We start from the raw sequence: 16,340 nt of genomic DNA on the forward strand, positions 1-16,340 counted from the left end.
AGATGAATAATTTTTTTTCTAAATATAAAAGTTCATTAGCCGTTGTTTTACTACTGGTGCTAATTGCAGGAGCTTTTACGTATAAAAATTTAAATACGTCGCTTTTTCCGAATGTAACATTTCCAAAAATTAAGATTATTGCTGAAAACGGACAACAACCCGTTAATAAAATGATGGTTACTGTTACCAAACCAATAGAAAATGCAATTAAGCGAGTTGAAAACTTAAAATTAATTCGCAGTACCACCAGTATGGGTAGCTGTGAAATTTCAGCTTTTATGGATTGGGGCAGTAATATTGATATTGGTCAGCAACAGATAGAGTCTAGGTTATCACAAATAAAAAATAATCTGCCGCCTGACGTAAATATTACTGTAGAAAAAATGAATCCTTCGATACTTCCAATTATGGGGTATTCACTACAATCAGACACCAAAAATCAAGTAGAATTAAAAATGATAGGTGAGTATATTGTAAAGCCTTATTTATCAAGAATCGAAGGGGTGTCGGCGGTTGAAGTTATCGGCGGAAAATCAAAAGAATATCAAATTGTTCTCGATCAAAAAAAATTGGGTTTACTCAAGTTAAATCCGCAGCAAATTGTTGATGCCATTCGACAAACCGATTTTATAAAATCAAACGGTTATGTAATTGACTATAGAAGGCTTTATTTAACCGTTACCGATGCTACGATTAAAAACAAAGAGGCATTAGAAAACCTAGTTATTTTTAATGATGCTAAAAGAAAAATTACTCTTCGCGATATTGCCAAAGTGCAAATTGCTCAAAAAACTGAGTTTGTAAAAATCAAGGCAGACGGCAAAAATGTTCCGTTAATAGCGGTGTTAAAGCAACCCAATAGTAATTTGATAAACATTGCTAACCAAGTTACTCAACGTGTAGCGGAGCTTAATAAAACACTTCCAAAAGGCGTTACGCTTAAGCAATATTATAATCAAGCCGATTTTGCAAGTAAAAGCTTAAAAAGTATTGTTGATGTACTTTGGATTGGTCTTTTACTAGCCATGATTGTGATTATTCTGTTTTTAAAATCGTTTAAAGCTAGTAGTGTTTTATTTGTAACGATTCCTATAACCTTAGCACTCACCTTTATTTTAATACAAGTGTTGGGGTACGATTTAAATATAATGACCATAGGTGCTATTGCCGCGGCTATTGGATTAATTATTGATGATGCCGTAATTGTAATAGAACAGATTCATAGAACACATGAAGAATACCCTGAAGAATCGCCAAATAAACTGGTAGGAAAAGCAATTCGATTTTTATTTCCAGCCATGGTTAGTTCATCATTAAGTACAATTGTAATTTTTCTTCCTTTTGTATTGATGACAGGTATAGCAGGGGCATATTTCAAAATATTAACAGAAACAATGATTCTTACTCTTGTTGTTTCCTTTTTTGTAACCTGGATTGGGCTACCCGTAATTTATTTATTGTTTTCGGGTAAAAAAAACAAGGTAAAACAAGCACATTCGGTTCAAGAACGAAAATGGGTACGCTTTTTTATTGAAAAACCCTATATCAGTTATATTTTTATTTTGATTATAGTAATAGGTATCTATATCATTTTTCCAAAATTACAAACAGGCTTTTTGCCTGAAATGGATGAAGGCTCAATTGTATTAGATTACGATAGCCCCCCTGGAACTTCTTTAGAAGAAACCAATAGAATGTTAAATGAGGTAGATAAAATTTTAGAAAATGTGCCTGAAGTAAAAAGCTATTCTCGTAGAACAGGTACTCAAATGGGATTTTTTATTACCGAACCTAACAGAGGTGATTATTTAATTGAATTAAAAGATAACAGAGCCCTTTCTACAGAAGAGGTTGCGGATGTTATTAGAGAAAAAGTAGAGTCGGCAGTTCCTGCTCTAACGGTCGATTTTGGTCAGGTAATAGCCGATATGCTAGGCGATTTAATGAGTAGTGTGCAGCCCATTGAAATAAAAATTTTTGGTACAGACCACCATAAACTAAATCAAATAGCAAAAGAAGTAGCTTCTAAAGTAGAAGATATTGATGGTACAGCAGATGTGTTTGATGGAATTGTAATTGCAGGCCCTATGTTTACGATTCATCCTAAAGAAACGATTTTAAAACAATACGGTTTATCAGATAATGATTTGCAAAGTCAGGTTCAAACCTATTTGCAAGGTACTATTGTGGGGTCTATTCTTGAAAAAGAACAATTGACCGATATTAATCTATTATCTCCAGAAAATTATAAAACACCTATTGAAAAAATAAAAGATTTAAAAATTTATACGCCTTCTGGCGAATTTTTTCCGCTAACCACTTTTGCCGATTTTAAAATAGAACAAGGTGTTTCGGAAATTGAACGAGAGAATTTACAAACAATGGGCGTGGTTACTGCTCGGTTAAATCAAAGAGATTTAGGAAGTGTAATGACAGATATTAAAGCCGAATTATCGAAAATTAATTTACCTCAATCATACCAAATAGAATATGGAGGGTCGTATGCAGAACAGCAAAAATCATTTAATGAATTATTAATGATATTAATTTTTGGAGGTATGCTTGTATTTACCGTTGTATTGTTTATGTTTCGAAATATATTACTTTCTATAATTGTAATACTTATAGCTATATTAGGTGTTTTTGGTAGTGCCTTAGCACTCTATCTAACGCAAACCCCTTTAAATGTAGGTAGTTATACTGGAATTATAATGATTATAGGAATTCTCGGAGAAGCTTCTATTTTTACGGTTTACTTGTTTTTGAACGATGTAACAAAAATGCCATATAAAACAGCAATTATTCATTCTATTTCAGCAAGACTGCGCCCCAAATTAATGACCGCTATTAGTGCCATTGTAGCATTAACGCCGTTAGCGTTAGGTATTGGAACGGGAGCACAGATGCATCAGCCCCTTGCTATTGCTGTTATTGGTGGTTTTATTCTTGGCTTACCTTTATTGTTAATTGTGTTGCCAACACTAATGTATAATTTTGTAAAAATTGGTTCTCAAAACACTATAGAATAACAAACTTCGAGCAGCTGTTTTTGTCTTTTTTTAATCCGCTAGAGCAAATATTTAAAAAAAAACCAAGTTTTGCTCATTACCTAGCTTTTTAATAAAAATTAATTAAACGTTTGTTTAATTTAAACAATTGTTTAAATTTGCATCGTCAATTCAGAAGTTTTAAAGATGGATTTAAACGAAAAGCAAATTCAAATATTAGTTGTAGCTGAAGAACTTTTTGCAAAAAAGGGCTTTGATGGAACTTCGGTGCGCCAAATTGCCAAAGAAGCGAATATAAATATCGCGATGATTTCATATTATTTTGGCTCTAAGCATAAACTTTTAGAAACTTTGTTTATATATCGAATATCTGGTTTTCAAATGCAGATTACATCAATATTAAGTAAAAAGAATTCGTATACAGAAAAACTAGATGAAATTATAACCGTAATTGTTAAGCGGTTACATAAAAATAGACATATACATAAAATAGTAAGTTTCGAATTTTCTAACGTTTCTCGTAAACTCAGCTTTAAAAATTATACCAAGTTAAAAGAAGAAAATTTTAAAGCCTTTACAAAATTTATAAAACAGGGACAAGAAGCTGGAGAATTTAATAAAAATGTAACAATCGAGTTGTTAATTACAACAATTTTAGGTACCTATTTTCATTTTTACTATAACCAAGGTTTTTTCGAATCACTTTTACAACTAGAAAATAAAACAGCAGTAGATCAATACGTAAATAACACGCTGTTAACGCATGTTAAGCAAATTATAAAATCGGTATTAACATGTAAAAGTTTGTAGCGAAATTTTTAATAAATAAAAAACGAACAGCAATTAAAATATTTAATTTAACCCTTTATTAGTTATGAAAAATAAGTATTTACTTATTACAATCACATTTCTTTACTATTCATTTATAGCTAGTGCACAGAATGGTAAAAGCCTAAGCCTTACAGAGGCTATAAAAATAGGTTTAAAACAAAGTGATGTTTCTAAAATAATCAAAAGCAAAGTAACTATAGCAGAAAATGCGTTGGCGGTTACTAAAAACACCGTGTATCCAACAGCAAAAATTTCTGGTGAGTATATGTTTTTAAATCAGCCTACAATTAATTCGCCATTACTTAATAATGCGAATAACTCTAACAATACCCAACCATCAGTAAATCAAATATTGTTAGGGCAAGCATCGGTTTCTATGCCTGTTTTTGTAGGGTTTAAAATAAAAAATTTAGTAAAAGAAAGTCAAAATAATTTAGAAGCCACTAAAGAAAACGCGAAAAATGATAAAGAAGAGCTTGCTTTTCAAATCATTACAGAATATGTTAATTTATATAAAGCAACAGAAACCGTTGGGCTAATTAAAGAAAATTTAAAAAGTGCACAACAACGGGTAACCGACTTTTTATCTAAAGAACAAAATGGCTTACTGGCTAAAAACGATTTGTTAAAAGCAAAATTACAAGCTTCTACGATAGAAGTGTCGTTAGAAAAAGCAGAAAATAATCGAGCTAATTTAAATTACCAGTTAGCGATTCTTTTAAAACTACCAGAAACAACTAACATTAACACAACCCTATCTGTTTTTACAAAACTACCAACAATAACAAGTAGTAAAGATATAACCAGAGGTGATTTAGAGGCGTTACGATATCAGAAAAAAGCAGCAAAGAATGAACTAAAAGTGGCGAAGAGTAATTATTATCCATCGTTGTCTATTTCAGCAGGCTACATAGCATTAGATGCTAAAAATGCACTTACCGTAACTAATGCAATGAATGTTGGGCTCGGGGTGTCTTATGATTTGTCAGATATTTTTAAAAATAAAAAAGCAGTAAATCTTGCAAAAAGCAAAATAGAAGTTATTGATTATACAATTAACAATAACATTAATCAAATTAAAATAGAAATAGATAAAGCTATTAAGGCTTATAACTTGGCGATTAAAACAAAACAGGTATATCTAAAATCTGTAGAACAGGCTACAGAAAACTATCGAATTGTAAAAGATAAATTTAATAATGGCTTACTAGATACTAACGATTTATTAGATGCGGATGTAGAACAATTACAGGCAAAAATAAATGTGGCTTATGCCAATGCTAATATTGTAGAAAGCTATTATAATATATTAAAAGCAGAAGGAAAATTAACAACTAACATACTATAAAGTATTTAAAAATGGAACAGAAGAAAAAAATAAACAAAAAATTTATTGCCATTTTAACAGTAATAATATTGATTGGAGGCAGTTATGGTGCTTATAAGATAATCCATTCTTTATCGCACGAAGAAACGGATGATGCCCAAATAGAAACTCATTTAAGCCCTATTATTCCTCATGTTGGAGGCTATGTGGTTAAAGTTTATGTTAAAGACAATAATCGGGTAAAAAAAGGTGATACATTATTTACACTAGATAAAAAAGATTATTTAGTGGCGTTAGAACAGGCAGCGGCTAATTTAGCAACTGCAGAAAGTGGTTTAATTGTAGCTGAGGCAAGTATTAGTTCGTATAAAGCAAATGAAAAAGTAATAGGTTCGCAAGTACAAACTGCCGATAACGCCGTAGAAGTAGCAAAAATACAATTATGGCGCGCTAGTCAAGATTTTGATAGGTATGAAAATTTATATAAAAATCATTCTATAACAACCCAACAATACGAGCAAGCGTTAGCAACAAAAGAACAGGCAGAAAAACAATTAGAAATTGCTAAAAACAAAGTTAATACTTCTAGTAGTCAAAACATGGCGGCAAATTCGCAAACGCAGATTTCGAAAAAACAAATTGATGTAGCAAAAGCAAAAGTAGAAAGCGCACAAGCGCTTTACGATGCCGCTAAATTAAATTTATCGTATACCGTGGTAAGGGCTTCGATAGACGGACAGTTGTCGAGTGTAAAATTACAAGAAGGGCAATTTGTTCAGCCAGGACAATCGTTATTTTATTTAGTTGACACTAATAAAAAATGGGTAGTTGCCAATTTTAAAGAAACACAACTTACCAAAATGAAGGTAGGGCAAAAGGTTCAAATTAAAGTAGATGCTTTTCCTGATTTAGTGTTTAATGGTGTTATAGATACGTTTTCTCCAGCCACTGGATCAAAATTTTCGTTATTGCCACCAGATAACGCAACGGGTAATTTTGTTAAGACCATTCAACGATTACCCGTAAAAATAACCTTTACTCAAGATAATGATTCAAATCAATTAAACCAATTACGTTCAGGAATGAATGTAGAAGTTGATGTTCATTTAAAATAATCTATGCAAGTACAACAAGACGATTTAGTAGAATATGGCTTTAGACGGGTAATAATAACCATTACCGCCATTTTGTGCGCATTACTTGAAATTATAGACACAACAATTGTAAATGTTGCGCTTAATGATATGAAAGGAAGCCTTGGCGCTACCTTAACCGATGTTGCCTGGGTAATTACCGCCTATGCTATAGCGAATGTTATTATTATTCCAATGACGAGTTGGCTTTCAAAGCAATTTGGAAGACGAAATTACTTTGCAGCCTCTATTATTATTTTTACAACAGCTTCTTTTTTGTGCGGAAATGCGTCTAATATATGGGAGTTGGTATTTTTCCGTTTCATTCAAGGGCTTGGTGGGGGGGCTTTATTGGTGACTGCTCAAACCATTATTACAGAGAGCTATCCGGTAGAAAAAAGAGGGATGGCGCAAGCTATTTATGGTATGGGGGTTATTGTAGGTCCTACGTTAGGCCCTCCTTTAGGTGGGTATTTAGTAGATAACTTTTCGTGGCCTTATATTTTTTATATTAATATACCCATAGGTATATTAGCGGCGATACTAACTATTATGTTTGTTAGAAGTCCAAAATATGGTAATAAACTAAAAGCAAATCAAGTTGATTGGATAGGCATTTTTTTACTAGCTCTTTTTATTGGTTCGTTACAATTTGTTTTAGAACATGGTCAGCAAGACGATTGGTTTGCAGATTCTTTAATTACCACGCTGAGTGTAGCTTCTTTATTTGGGTTAATTTTATTTATTTGGCGAGAGTTAACCTATCGGCATCCTATTGTAAATTTAGCTGTTTTAAAAGATAGTAATTTGCGCATAGGTACTATTATGACCTTTATTCTAGGTTTTGGTCTTTATGGATCGACCTTTATTATTCCTATTTACACCCAATCTGTTTTAGGATTTACAGCAACAGATGCAGGTTTATTGTTAATACCAAGTTCAATTACAACGGGATTAATGATGCCCATTATAGGAAAATTATTAGAAAAGGGAGTTCCTCAAAAATATTTAGTTACGGCAGGCTTTGCTATATTTTTCATCTATAGTGTATGGATGTATTTAGTAATTACACCTGATACGGGTGTAGAGCATTTCTTTTGGGCGTTAGTGGTTCGAGGTGTAGGGCTTGGATTACTTTTTGTACCTATTACCACCTTATCGTTATCAACTCTTAGAGGTAAAGATATTGCTGATGGTGCTGCATTTACAGGTATGACAAGGCAGTTAGGCGGTTCGTTTGGAATTGCCATTATTACCACAATGATTTCGAGATTAATTCAACAACATCGAGTAGATTTAATTCCGAATATCGATGCTACTCAGTTAGCGGTACAGCAACGGGTTAAGGGGTTGCAAAACCTTTTTATGAGTAAAGGATTTTCTGCTAATGAAGCTTTGCAAAAAGCTTATAAATTAATAGATGTATCAATAACAAAACAAGCTACAATACTTTCTTACATGGACATCTTTTTGTATTTAGGCGTTTTATTTTTATGCTGTATTCCGTTTGTTTTATTAATTAAAAAGGGAGCGGGGAAAATCGTTGCTGGTGCTGCGCATTAATTTGTTTGTAAAGTAGAATCTTTATTTGATGTCTTTTAGTAAAAGCTGAATAGAGGTGTTTCCATTCCAAGTATTTTGGTCTAAGGTGTAAACAATATCAAAACTGTTTTGAGAAACGGATAATTTATTTCCTAGTCCAAAGCCAATAGCGTCAAAAGTTTTTTTATTGGTATTTGAAATAATAGTTGCTTTTAAATGGCTTTTGTCTGCTCCTACTTGTTTAGCATATCCACTATCTCTTACAGATGAGGTTGTAAAAATAGGCTTCATGTTTTTAGGGCCAAAAGGAGCCATTTGCGAAATTATTCTATAAAATTTTGGGGTAATTTGTGATAGCTCTAATTCACTGTCAATACTAATTTCAGGAGTTAATAATTCTTTAGAAATTGATTTAGAAACCACTTCTTCAAATTTTTGTTTAAAATTATTGTATTGTTCGGGTAAAATAGTTAATCCTGCAGCATATTTATGTCCGCCAAATTGTTCGATAAATTCTGAACACTCCTCTAGAGCAACATAAATATCAAACCCCTTAATTGATCGGGCAGAAGCGGTGAGTTTGTCGCCACTTTTTGTAAATACAATAGTAGGTTTGTAAAAAGTTTCAATTAACCGAGAAGCAACAATACCGATTACCCCTTTGTGCCAATTTTTATTAAAAACAACAGTTGTATAATTGTTTTCTATTTTGTTTTGTTTAATTTGTAAAAGAGCTTCTTCGGTTATTTGACGGTCTAGTTCTTTTCTGTCAGTATTAAATTTTTCAATTTTGTCAGCAAATGATATTGCGGTATTAAGGTCAATTTCGGTTAGTAGTTTTACAGCATAATTGCCGTGCTTAATTCTGCCTGCGGCATTAATTCTAGGGGCAATAACAAAAACCACATCGGTTATGGTTAATGGTTTTTTTAATTGATGAATAATTGCCTTGATTCCATTTCTCGGGGTTGAGTTGATTACTTTTAAGCCGAAATGAGCTAAAACTCTGTTTTCTCCATCAATTGGAACAATATCAGCAGCAATAGCAGTTGCTACCAAATCTAGATAAGGTACTAAGTCGGCAATTGTTTGGTTATTTTTTAAAGCAATTGCTTGTATGAGTTTAAACCCAATTCCGCAACCACATAGCTCTTTGTATGGGTATGAACAGTCTTTTTGTTTAGGGTTTAAAACAGCTGCTGCCTTTGGAATTTCTTTTCCAGGGGTATGGTGGTCACAGATAATAAAATCTATTCCTTTTTCTGTAGCGTAGGTAACTTTTTCAAGTGCTTTTATGCCACAATCTAAGGCAATTATTAGTGAAAAATTATTATTTTCAGCAAAATCAATACCCTGATATGAAATTCCGTAACCTTCATTGTATCGGTCGGGTATATAGGTTGCTATATTAGTATAGACTGTTTTTAAGTACGAATAAACTAAAGAAACGGCGGTAGTGCCATCAACATCATAATCGCCATAAATTAAAATTTTTTCTTGGTTTTTTATCGCTTTTTCAATCCGATTAATAGCAATATCCATATCTTTCATTAAAAAAGGAGAATGTAAATTGCTTAACGAAGGACGAAAAAAATCCTTAGCTTCTTTAAAGGTAGAAACTCCTCTTTGAACCAAAATTTTAGCTAATGTTTTGTCGATTGATAATTCCTTAGCTAGTGAGTTTATAGTATTAGAATTTGGTATTGGTTTTAATGTCCAACGCATAAATATGCTTATGTTTAGGCGAGGTTAAAATTTATAAGGCGCACAAAATCTATTTAAACATTATGGTAGTGAATATTGGTCTCGATTGTTGCAAATTTTCTAAACATTTCCATAACACCACAATATTTATTAACCGATAAAGTTACTGCTTTTTCTACTTTTTTTTCGTCTAGTTCGTGCCCATAAAAATGATAATCAACTTTAACAGCGTGATAATATTTGGGGTGTTCTTCGGTTAACTCTCCTGTAATTTCAATAGTAAAGTTATCTATTTCAACTCTCATTTTTTTGAGTAGTGAAACAACATCTAAGCCAGAACATCCAGCAAGTGATGATAACATTAATGCTTTGGGGCTAAGCCCATTATCTGTACCTCCATTTTCTTCTGAGGCATCAATTTGTATTTTATGTCCATTCGGATTATCAGATTCAAATACCATGTCTTTTTTCCAAACAGTTGTAACCGTATTTTTTTTCATTTTTAAGGTGTTTGTAATGTGTTTTCTATTTTTTTATCTAAGGTATTAGATTCGCTTGGTTAGTGCAACTTTTTTAGCAAAAAAACTAACTTTTTTAATTGTGGTATTTTTACTTTTACAATTAAATGTTTATAAGAATTTTTTATTAGAGGGAAAGAAATTGACAATTCAAACGAATGTTTTAATATAAGTGTTATTGGCAAAAGAAATTAAAAATAAATGAGTATCTATTTTAATCAGAAATATTCTGCTAACTTGAGTAAGGTTATGTGTTTTTGAGAATTAGTTATACTCGACCTCTGAATAAATATTGTTTGTTCAGGTTTTTTTTAATTTAATGATATTCAAAAAACAAATTTACGATAATCACCTAAAGAAATATTTTTACCTTTGTAATCCTTAAATTATAGTGTAGAAACACACGGCATGTTTTTTGATAAAAATAAGCTGTCTATAATTTATTGGGGACGACTGGTTTTGACAGCAAGATCGGTTGAAATGTAAGCATATCGAGGACTGAAATAATACTCGTTAAACTTATTTCAAACATATAAACGGCGAAAATAACTACGCTTTAGCTGCTTAATCTGAATTTAAAGTAAGATAGAGCCTCGGTGCACAAGGTGCACAAGCTAAATGTCCACGAAAAGCCTTGGTTTACGGCGTTTCATTTTTGGGCATCGTAAAAGTAAACATAGAAAATTTAGTGCTTCGATAAATTTTTGAAGTTTAAGAAGATAAACTAAAGGTAGGGTGTTCTTACCCAGCTTTTGGTCGAAAATTAATTAAGAACTAAGTATGTAGAAAGCTTTTTGGCTACTTGTTTGGACCCGAGTTCGATTCTCGGCGTCTCCACAACAAAACCCTTGTAAATAGAGATTTACAAGGGTTTTGTTTTTTGTAATTAAATTAATTAATGTTAGGCGAACAAAAAAATATTCTAAATTAAGAATATGCAACTAACAAATTACTAAATTTGGTAAAATTTAAGTCTTTTGGTTTTACTACAATTGATGGTTGTGTGAAAAAAGGAGCTTTTATATAAAGAGATATTAAGAATAAAATATTTTTTATAGATATATGAAACGATATTTAATAGTGCCTTTATTGTTGTTTCTAACAACGGGTACGCTACTTTATGCTCAAACGCCTACATCGATAAGTCATATTTTAGCAAACAAAATTCAAGATCGGGTATTAAAACCATCAAATAATATTTATCTACAAACAAGTAAATCAATTTATGAATACGATGAAGATTTTTGGTTTAAAGCTTGGGTGTTAGATAGTCAACAACATTTGTTTAGTGTGTTAGATCGTACGCTTTATGTAACATTGACTAAAAAATCTAACGATAGTATTGTTTTTGAAGAAAAATACCAAATAATTAATGGTAGTGTAAATGGTTATTTGCATGTGGCTAATTCATGGCCAGAAGGAGCTTATCGTTTATCTGCTTATACAGCACATTCGTTATATAAAAATCAAATTCCTTTTTACAACAGTCGAGATATAGAAATTGTTTCAGATCTGCGAAAAATAATACATAATCAAACACCCCCTCCTGTGACTGATAATTCAAAAATTCAGTTTGGATTATTTCCTGAAGGAGGAGAACTTGTGTCGGGACTTGCAAATGTTTTGGCATTTAAAGCGGTAAACACAAAAGGTAGGCCCGTAGCGGTTTCGGGAGTTTTGTATGAAAACAATAAGGCTATTACTACTTTTAAAACCGAGCATTCAGGAATGGGGAAACTTGATTTTGTACCCAAGGCAAACAATCAATACCATGTTGTACTAGATCAGCAAAAAGATACGGTATATCAATTACCTTCAATAAAAAAAGAAGGCGTTCAACTTCATTTAGTATATCAAACTAAAAATAAAATGCGCTTTAAAATAAGTCAAACATCAAATTTGCCCAATCAAGTTGTTTATTTACGGTCGCAAACCCGAGGCATGGTTCAATTTATAGCTTCTGGAAACTTGAAAGACAGCTTGTATGTTGATTTTCCGTTAAATAATTTTCCTCAAGGTATTACAGAAGTTACTTTGTTTAATGACCAAGCAAAACCATTGGCAGAGCGATTGGCATATGTTAATTTAGATAGAGGGTTACAAATTAAGGTAACAGGTTTAGACGATTCGTATCCAATTAGGGGAAAAGTAAAGTTAAACATACAAACAAGTGATAAAGAAGGAAATCCCGTTCCTGCAGAATTAGCGATTAGTGTTTTTGATGAGGTTTATAACCGCAAGGGAGAAAAAAATATTTTAACGCATTATTACTTGTCTTCTGAAATACGAGGTAGTATATATAATCCAGATTATTATTTTAATCCAAAAAATAAAAATCGATTAGAGGCGCTAGACTTGTTATTGCTTACGCAAGGTTGGCGAAAGTATACTTGGGATGAAGCAAGTTTAAAACAAAGAGAGCGATTACCACTCGTGGTTCCAACTAAAATAAGAGGCTACCTACAGGTTGAAAATAAGAGTCGAAATAGTTCAACTCAAAAAATGCTTATGCTTTTTAATTCAACCAATAATAAAAAACAAATGATAAAGTTAGATGATCAAAGAAAGTTTGAGTTAGACGAACCCTATTTTACTCTTGGTAGGCGATTATATCTAAAATCTTTTCCTACAAAAAAAGATAGATATATTGTGAGGTTAAACGATCCGTTTAAACAAATAAATGAGATAATGAAAGCCAAACAGCGTATTTACCCATTAATAGAAACGGCGGCAGACACAACTATAAAAATAGACACTATTCAACGATGGCAAGCAGCAGGTAGTATAACGCTTAACGAAGTGCAAATAAACGCTAAAAAAGATGATGGGTTTAAAGATAAATACATGAAGCGTTTAGATAGTATTGCTGAAGCTCAAAAAATTAATCAAGATTATGTTGGGGTTTGCGGTGTTTTAGATTGTGTTATTTGTGGGACAGGAGAAAAACCTGTTGAAGGGCAGCAATACCCTATATGGGTTGGCGAAAGTCCGCCTGAAACCCATCCTATTATTGATTCTTTTGATATAGACTCTCTTCCTGATGTAGACTCTCTTTTTAAGATAGATTCTTATTTTGATATAAACCAATCTGTTAACGAAGTAGCTATAGATACAGGAAGAATGATGAGGGTAACCTATCATCATAAAAAATTATCGAAGGCGTTTCTTTTAGAAAAATTTCATTTAGAGCAATTAAAAGGTTATTATGGTAAAAAAGAATTTTATCAACCTAATTATGATAAAAAAGAAGACGAATTTCCAGACTATAGAACGACGTTACTATGGAAACCTTCGGTTATAACCGATATGAAAGGAAAAGCGACCGTAACCTTTTATTGCTCAGATATCAGCACCCACTTTTTAGGTGTTATAGAAGGTTTGGGGCAAGATGGAATTTTAGGCAGAAAAGAGTTTGACTATAGGGTTAAAAATAGGGTTGTTCCATAAAACTTAGGGTTACTTTTTAGATGACTCATTTTACCATGGTTTTTAGCAAAAATAAAAAACGCTTCAAAATCTAATGATTAAGAAGCGTTTTAGTTGGCCCACAAGGACTCGAACCTTGAATAACGGCACCAAAAACCGGTGTGTTACCATTACACCATGGGCCAATGCATTATAGCGGGTGCAAATTTAAAGTAAACTTTTTATTTTGCAAATAAAATTAACTATTTTATTTTAAAGTAATTTTAATTAATAAAAAAACACGCTGTTAACCATAGTATACTATTTTACATTTAAGAGTAATAAGAGTGACTTTTTTTTGAATTTTGTTTCAAAAAAACAGGAAACTATTGAAAAAAATTTGTTTTTTCAGTTAAAATTAATACTTTCACATTCAACAATATAAATCACTAACCAATGAGTAAAAAATCAAGTTATTTATTAGGGATACTACTAACCATTGTTATTGGTGCTTTTTTGTATTGGAAATTTTGTTGTTCGGCTTGCCACAAACAAAATAAACATATAGAAGAGAACACAAAAAACAAGGTAGTTGCTGTGCCTGACGAAAAAAAGGCAGCTTTAAATTCTTTTAGTGTTAATGATGCGAATGGAAATTTAGCATTTACTATTGATGATAATTTTAGATTTAACAAATCTAATTTTGCTATTTTAGATTCGGTGTCTTCTGGTGTTAATGATGGTGTTTTAAAAATTAAAGATTATTTAAATGCCAATAGTCAAAAAACAGTTGACATTACGGGTTATTATACTAATGAAGAAACGAATAATTCGGCTTTTCCAAATTTAGGATTAGCAAGAGCAAATTCAGTTAAAAACTATTTTGTTTCTAAAGATGTGCCAGCAAAGGCAATAAATACTTTTGGTAAATTAAATGATGAAATTGTTGCTGATGAAAATGGCATTTTTAATGGGCCTTTGGCATTTAATATTGTTACGCATAATAGTAGTGATGATTCTGCGGCAGACAATGCTTTAAAAAGTGCATGTGCTGCATTAAAAGAAAACCCGATAGTATTGTATTTTAAACCAGCACATTCGAGTATTACTTTAACGTCTGAACAACGTAAAAAATTGGCAATAATTTCTCAATGTGTAGATAAATTAGGTTCAAAAATACAAGTAATTGGTCATACTGACGACACAGCCAGTAAAGAAAGTAATATGAGACTAGGTAAAAAAAGAGCAGAATTTGTTAAAAACTACCTTGTTAAAAATGGTATTTTGAGCGAAAATATTGAAACTTCCTCTAAAGGTGAAAGCAGTCCTATTGCAGATAATTCAACTCAAGAAGGAAGAGCAAAAAATAGAAGAACAGTCATAACAATTAACTAAGAACAAACTAAAAATAAAATAATATGTTTAAATGTTTATTAATACCGATATTAGTAGGGTTGATTTCTGCTATATTGGGGTATTTATTGGGTAGACTTTTAGGTAAAGGTAAAGGTCAAGATAATGATATTGCTATTTGGAAAGATAAAGTAGCTAAATTAGAAGCTGATTTAGCAGCTTGTAAATCGGAAAAATTAGAAATAGATAAAGCTAAAAAAAATATAGTTACAGGTACAACAGGTGCTGCATCTGGTATTGCCTCATCGTTATCAGCTACAGCGGCTAAAACAACAACCACTGTTAAGTACGATGCAAGTGCGGCAAAAGCGGCGTATGGCAAAAATATTAAAGAAAATGATTTAACAGTAGTGGAAGGAATTGGTCCTAAAATTCAATCACTTTTCCATAATTTTGGCGTAAAAACTTGGGCTGAATTAGCTGCTTGTTCTATTGCGAAATGCCAAGAAGTATTAGATAGCGGAGGAGCTGCTTTTAAAATGCACAATCCTAAAACATGGCCTAAACAAGCAGATTTTGCTGCGAAAGGAAAATGGCAAGAGCTTAAAAAATGGCAAGACGAGTTAGATGGTGGTAGATAGTTTTTAAAGCATTTATAAACAAATAATTAAAAAGTAGGATAAAAAGTGTTTTTCACTTTTTATCCTACTTTTTATTTACATCGCATTCTATTTATACCGGTTCTAAATATAAAGTAAAACGAATCGTATTGCTTGTACAACTTATTCATTCGCCTTAAATTTGCGCTTTCTATATATAAATTATTAAAAATAATGAGTGGATTACTAAAATCTTCTATTGGAAGAAAGTTTGCTATGGCACTTTCTGCATTTTTTTTAATGCTGTTTTTACTGCAACATTTTATTATTAATATTACTTCCATTTTTCCTGACAATGGAGCAACATTTAATAAAATGTCTCATTTTATGGGAACAAATCCAGCAATACAATACTTAATGCAGCCTATTTTAATTTTTGGTGTAGTGTACCATTTTGTTATGGGTTTTGTGCTAGAGTATAAGAATGGGAAAGCAAGAAAAATAAGCTATGCCCAAAATAAAGGTAATGCCAATTCTACTTGGATGAGTAGAAATATGCTTATTAGCGGGGCAGTTATACTAGCCTTTTTGTTATTGCATTTTATTGATTTTTGGATACCCGAAATCAACACTAAATTTATTCAGGGCGATTGGAGTGGTATGCACGATAAAGAATTTCGATATTTTATTGAATTGCAACATAAATTTGCAAATCCGCTTAGAGTAGGTGCCTACATACTGGCATTTGTATTTTTAGCTTTACACCTATTACATGGGTTTAGTTCAGCATTTCAATCAATAGGTGTAAACAATAAATACACTAGAGGCTTGAAAACCTTTGGTAAATTATTCGCAATAATAATTCCGTTAGGGTTTATTATTATAGCAATGTTTCACTATTTTAATCATTAATACGCAAT

Annotated in this window: 11 protein-coding genes, 1 tRNA gene and 1 other RNA gene; 10 read left to right on the forward strand and 3 right to left on the reverse strand. The window is 31.9% G+C overall.

What is annotated here, in order from left to right; genetic code table 11:
* Positions 1-2 precede the first annotated feature (2 nt).
* The 5 genes from AB2B44_RS04630 to AB2B44_RS04650 all read left to right on the forward strand — a co-directional run bounded on the left by AB2B44_RS04630 (position 3) and on the right by AB2B44_RS04650 (position 7,862).
* Positions 3-3,029 (forward strand): efflux RND transporter permease subunit, encoded by a 3,027-nt coding sequence (locus AB2B44_RS04630; protein WP_369048375.1) that lies wholly within the window; start codon positions 3-5, stop codon positions 3,027-3,029.
* 165 nt (positions 3,030-3,194) lie between these two features.
* Complete coding sequence (locus tag AB2B44_RS04635; RefSeq protein ID WP_369048376.1) at positions 3,195-3,818, forward strand: TetR family transcriptional regulator; 624 nt, start codon at positions 3,195-3,197, stop codon at positions 3,816-3,818.
* 64 nt (positions 3,819-3,882) lie between these two features.
* Positions 3,883-5,187, forward strand: a complete 1,305-nt coding sequence (locus AB2B44_RS04640) for a TolC family protein (RefSeq protein ID WP_369048377.1) — start codon at positions 3,883-3,885, stop codon at positions 5,185-5,187.
* 11 nt (positions 5,188-5,198) lie between these two features.
* Positions 5,199-6,281: an HlyD family secretion protein gene (locus tag AB2B44_RS04645; RefSeq protein ID WP_369048378.1), complete on the forward strand. Its 1,083-nt coding sequence runs from the start codon at positions 5,199-5,201 to the stop codon at positions 6,279-6,281.
* A gap of 3 nt (positions 6,282-6,284) precedes the next feature.
* Positions 6,285-7,862 carry a DHA2 family efflux MFS transporter permease subunit gene (locus tag AB2B44_RS04650; RefSeq protein ID WP_369048379.1) on the forward strand — a complete coding sequence of 526 codons (1,578 nt, stop codon included), beginning with the start codon at positions 6,285-6,287 and terminating at the stop codon, positions 7,860-7,862.
* Between the two features lie 21 nt (positions 7,863-7,883).
* Here the strand turns inward: AB2B44_RS04650 and recJ are convergent, their stop codons facing one another.
* Together recJ and AB2B44_RS04660 are read right to left on the reverse strand one after the other, a co-directional pair.
* Positions 7,884-9,566, reverse strand: coding sequence for a single-stranded-DNA-specific exonuclease RecJ (gene recJ / locus AB2B44_RS04655; protein WP_369048380.1), 1,683 nt, complete (start codon positions 9,564-9,566; stop codon positions 7,884-7,886).
* Positions 9,567-9,619: 53 nt separating this feature from the next.
* A complete protein-coding gene (locus AB2B44_RS04660) occupies positions 9,620-10,045 on the reverse strand; it encodes an OsmC family protein (RefSeq protein ID WP_369048381.1) in 426 nt (141 codons plus the stop codon).
* 463 nt (positions 10,046-10,508) lie between these two features.
* Here AB2B44_RS04660 and ssrA point away from each other — a divergent pair.
* Both ssrA and AB2B44_RS04670 read left to right on the forward strand, forming a co-directional pair.
* Positions 10,509-10,903: a transfer-messenger RNA gene (gene ssrA, locus AB2B44_RS04665) on the forward strand.
* A 222-nt stretch (positions 10,904-11,125) separates the two neighbouring features.
* Entirely contained in the window at positions 11,126-13,510 is a 2,385-nt protein-coding gene (locus tag AB2B44_RS04670) for a hypothetical protein (RefSeq protein WP_369048382.1), read from the forward strand.
* A 93-nt stretch (positions 13,511-13,603) separates the two neighbouring features.
* On the opposite strand, the gene AB2B44_RS04675 is transcribed toward AB2B44_RS04670, so the two are convergent.
* Positions 13,604-13,674, reverse strand: a tRNA-Gln gene (locus AB2B44_RS04675).
* A gap of 250 nt (positions 13,675-13,924) precedes the next feature.
* Here AB2B44_RS04675 and AB2B44_RS04680 point away from each other — a divergent pair.
* The 3 genes from AB2B44_RS04680 to AB2B44_RS04690 all read left to right on the forward strand — a co-directional run bounded on the left by AB2B44_RS04680 (position 13,925) and on the right by AB2B44_RS04690 (position 16,332).
* A complete protein-coding gene (locus AB2B44_RS04680; RefSeq protein WP_369048383.1) occupies positions 13,925-14,863 on the forward strand; it encodes an OmpA family protein in 939 nt (312 codons plus the stop codon).
* A gap of 23 nt (positions 14,864-14,886) precedes the next feature.
* Positions 14,887-15,462, forward strand: coding sequence for a hypothetical protein (locus tag AB2B44_RS04685; RefSeq protein ID WP_369048384.1), 576 nt, complete (start codon positions 14,887-14,889; stop codon positions 15,460-15,462).
* 192 nt (positions 15,463-15,654) lie between these two features.
* Entirely contained in the window at positions 15,655-16,332 is a 678-nt protein-coding gene (locus AB2B44_RS04690; protein WP_369048385.1) for a succinate dehydrogenase cytochrome b subunit, read from the forward strand.
* Positions 16,333-16,340: the final 8 nt, after the last annotated feature.

Source organism: Tenacibaculum sp. UWU-22, from assembly GCF_041021355.1.
Classification (GTDB): domain Bacteria; phylum Bacteroidota; class Bacteroidia; order Flavobacteriales; family Flavobacteriaceae; genus Polaribacter.